Annotated in this window: 1 rRNA gene; it reads left to right on the top strand. The window is 55.9% G+C overall.

The annotated features are described in order from the left end of the window. Positions 1-93 (top strand): 5S ribosomal RNA (rrf, locus tag H6A20_RS13455); the annotation flags it as partial. Between the last annotated feature and the right edge of the window lie 111 nt (positions 94-204).

Raw genomic sequence — 204 nt, 5'->3', positions numbered from 1 at the left:
ACACCCGTACCCATCCCGAACACGATGGTTAAGACCTAAGCGGCCGATGGTACTGCACTGGAGACGGTGTGGGAGAGCAGGTGGCCGCCAGCATTAAAAAAAGAAAAAGTCCGGAAGGACGCAGAAAGTGGCGTAAAGCCCCTTTTGAGACGGGCTTATAGCTCAGCCGGTTAGAGCGCACGCCTGATAAGCGTGAGGTCGGTG

This window comes from Mordavella massiliensis (assembly GCF_016901695.1).
GTDB classification, from domain to species: domain Bacteria; phylum Bacillota; class Clostridia; order Lachnospirales; family Lachnospiraceae; genus Claveliimonas; species Claveliimonas massiliensis_A.
The sequence above is the reverse complement of the archived record's forward strand: the minus strand, read 5'-3'. Positions and strand labels throughout refer to the sequence as shown.